Annotated in this window: 2 protein-coding genes; one reads left to right on the top strand and one right to left on the bottom strand. The window is 35.1% G+C overall.

Annotated features, from left to right (window positions below; genetic code table 11):
- The first annotated feature begins 6 nt into the window (after window positions 1–6).
- Window positions 7–1,686, top strand: coding sequence for a Na/Pi cotransporter family protein (locus ENL20_01370; GenBank protein ID HHE37207.1), 1,680 nt, complete (start codon window positions 7–9; stop codon window positions 1,684–1,686).
- Window positions 1,687–1,881: 195 nt separating this feature from the next.
- On the opposite strand, the gene ENL20_01365 is transcribed toward ENL20_01370, so the two are convergent.
- Window positions 1,882–2,256, bottom strand: coding sequence for a hypothetical protein (locus ENL20_01365; protein HHE37206.1), 375 nt, complete (start codon window positions 2,254–2,256; stop codon window positions 1,882–1,884).
- Window positions 2,257–2,581: the final 325 nt, after the last annotated feature.

Below are 2,581 nucleotides of genomic sequence, written 5' to 3'. Positions count from 1 at the left end.
TAAATAATGATTTCAGCCATCTTCAATTTACTTGGTTCTCTTGGTGTATTCCTTTTTGGAATGCGGGTTATGAGCGATGGTCTGCAGAAAGTTGCCGGCAATAAAATGCAGTCTATCCTGAATTTTATGACCAAGAACAGGTTCGTTGCTGTTCTAACCGGTTTTCTGATAACTGGTTTAATTCAATCTTCATCAGCAACTACTGTGATGGTCGTCAGCTTTGTTAATGCGAGTTTATTGAACCTCACTCAAGCTATCGGCGTGATCATGGGAGCAAATATCGGAACGACTGTCACGACCTGGATCGTTTCATTTTTTGGATTCAAATTCAAGATCACGGCAATTGCTCTTCCCATAGTTGGAATCGGTCTTCCCTTTATTTTCTCGAAATTCAAGAAAAGACGCGATTTCGGAGAAGTCCTGATCGGATTTGGTTTATTATTTCTGGGTTTGATGTTTCTCAAAGAATCTGTTCCTGATATAAAAAATAATCCGGAAATACTGGCTTTCCTCCAGAATTACACAGATATGGGATTTTTATCTTTCCTTATCTTTGTTGGAGTCGGCACATTTCTGACCGTTATTGTGCAATCATCGAGTGCAGCGATGGCGATCACAGTTACTATGGCTTTCAAAGGTTGGATAGATTTCCCAACTGCGGCTGCTGTTGTTCTCGGAGAAAACATCGGGACAACTATTACCGCTTATCTCGCCTCGATAGGAACTTCAGTTAATGCCAGACGAGCAGCGAGAGCTCATTTCCTTTTTAATACTTTCGGCGTAATCTGGATAGCTTTTATTTTTAAATATTTTACTGCATTTATCTTAAAAATTGCTCCCTGGGATCCATTTCTAACAAATGAAAATGGTCAGTCTGTTAATCTTCCTTTGAATTTGTCATTATTCCATACGATTTTCAATATAATGAACACGATCATTTTCATCTCTTTTATTCCTAAACTTGCTTTATTGGTCGAAAAGCTGGTCAAACCGAAAGAGCGTGATAAAATAACAGAATATAAACTGGATTACATTTCAACAGGACTGCAGGATACAGCACAAATGAACATCTTGAATGCTAAAAATGAGATCACGAAAATGTCCGATATAACGGAAAAAATGTTCAAAACATTTTTAGAGGTTTTCAATAATCCTGACAAAAAAATGGGCAGGAAAATCGAAGAATTAAAAAAAATGGAAGAAATGACGGATCAAATGCAGGAAGAGATCACAAAATATCTGCTCGAGTGTTCGAAAGAAGAATTGAGCGAAAAAAATGTACAGAATGTGAATGCCATGATGAGAATTGTGAATGAGCTGGAAAGTATTGGAGACAGTTGTTATAAGTTGTCATTGTTATCCCAGAGAAAATATAATAAGCAGCTTGAATTTAATGAAAAAATCTACAATGAGATCAATGATTATTCGAACCTGATCTTCGAATTTATTAAATTCTACACTGATAATTTGAATGTTCATTTAAGTAGAAAAGACCTGGACTTTGCCATTAACTTGGAAAATAAAATAAATACATCCCGCAACAATTTACGGAAAGCAGCTCGCAAAAGATTACAGGAAGGTTCCGAAGTTCGTTCCGAGCTTCTTTATCTCGATATTTTGAAGAATTTCGAGCATATCGGAGATAATGCTCTGAACATTTCTCAAGCATTAAGGCAGTTCTACTAAACCTTGAAAACAGTTTCTCGCAGAAGAATTTCTTCATCTAAATTTTTTCAATGGTTGGAATAACAAATTTAGATGAAACCAGGATAATAAGTTATCCTTCCTATTAAACTCATCCTGCTGTCCTTCTCTTTTTGATGAGATATGAAAGATATTCCAAAGAGAAGGAACATTAGAAAAGCAAGAAGAAATTCAGAATCATTTCTTCAAAAACAATATCAATCCAAATAAACCATGAAAGAGAAAAAATACCAAAATTATCATTTGAGACCAATTTACCTGTATAAACTCTGATACAGCAGGAATATCATTCATTAGTTTTGCTGCGACAATTCCTAAAATTACAGCACCTAAAGTGAAGTGATTAACTTTGTAATAAAGGTAATAATCTCTTTCATCTAAATTTCTTTTTCGTAAGAAATAATAAACAATTGCTCCACCTCCCATTCCAATTGGAAGACCTTCTATCAAACTTGTTGGTTCCTTCATAAGAATTATCAAAATAATGAAGATTGCTCCAAATATGACTTCAAAAATGAAATCAAAGATACATAATTTTCTCGTAATTTTCATTTTCCCTTTCTCCTTTTCAAACTTCTTCTCCTGTCCAACCAATAATCGCAGCCGGAAGTGTATGCGCCAGATAAATCAAACAAGCAGCCATTAAAACATCAATTGGTTCTCCTTCGGCAACTGCAAAAAGCAGGATCAATGCTAAACAAATGATGACAAATATACTATAAGAGATCCTGATTGCTTTATGAACGATTTGAATTTCCCTTTCATCGAGTTTTTTCTGTGGAGTGTGAACGAGCTTCCACAATCCGTTCTTTTTGAATGCAGAATTAAAACTGATAATTATTGCTGTGATGGGAATTAACTCGATGAGAATAAAGAG

It is taken from the genome of Candidatus Cloacimonadota bacterium, from assembly GCA_011372345.1.
Classification (GTDB): Bacteria; Cloacimonadota; Cloacimonadia; order Cloacimonadales; family TCS61; genus DRTC01.
This window is presented reverse-complemented; position numbering and strand designations above follow the sequence as displayed.

Coding starts and splice junctions, on each gene's coding strand:
- ENL20_01370 (HHE37207.1), top strand. CDS start 7: ATGATTTCAGCCATCTTCAATTTACTTGGTTCTCTTGGTGTATTCCTT.
- ENL20_01365 (HHE37206.1), bottom strand. CDS start 2,256: ATGAAAATTACGAGAAAATTATGTATCTTTGATTTCATTTTTGAAGTC.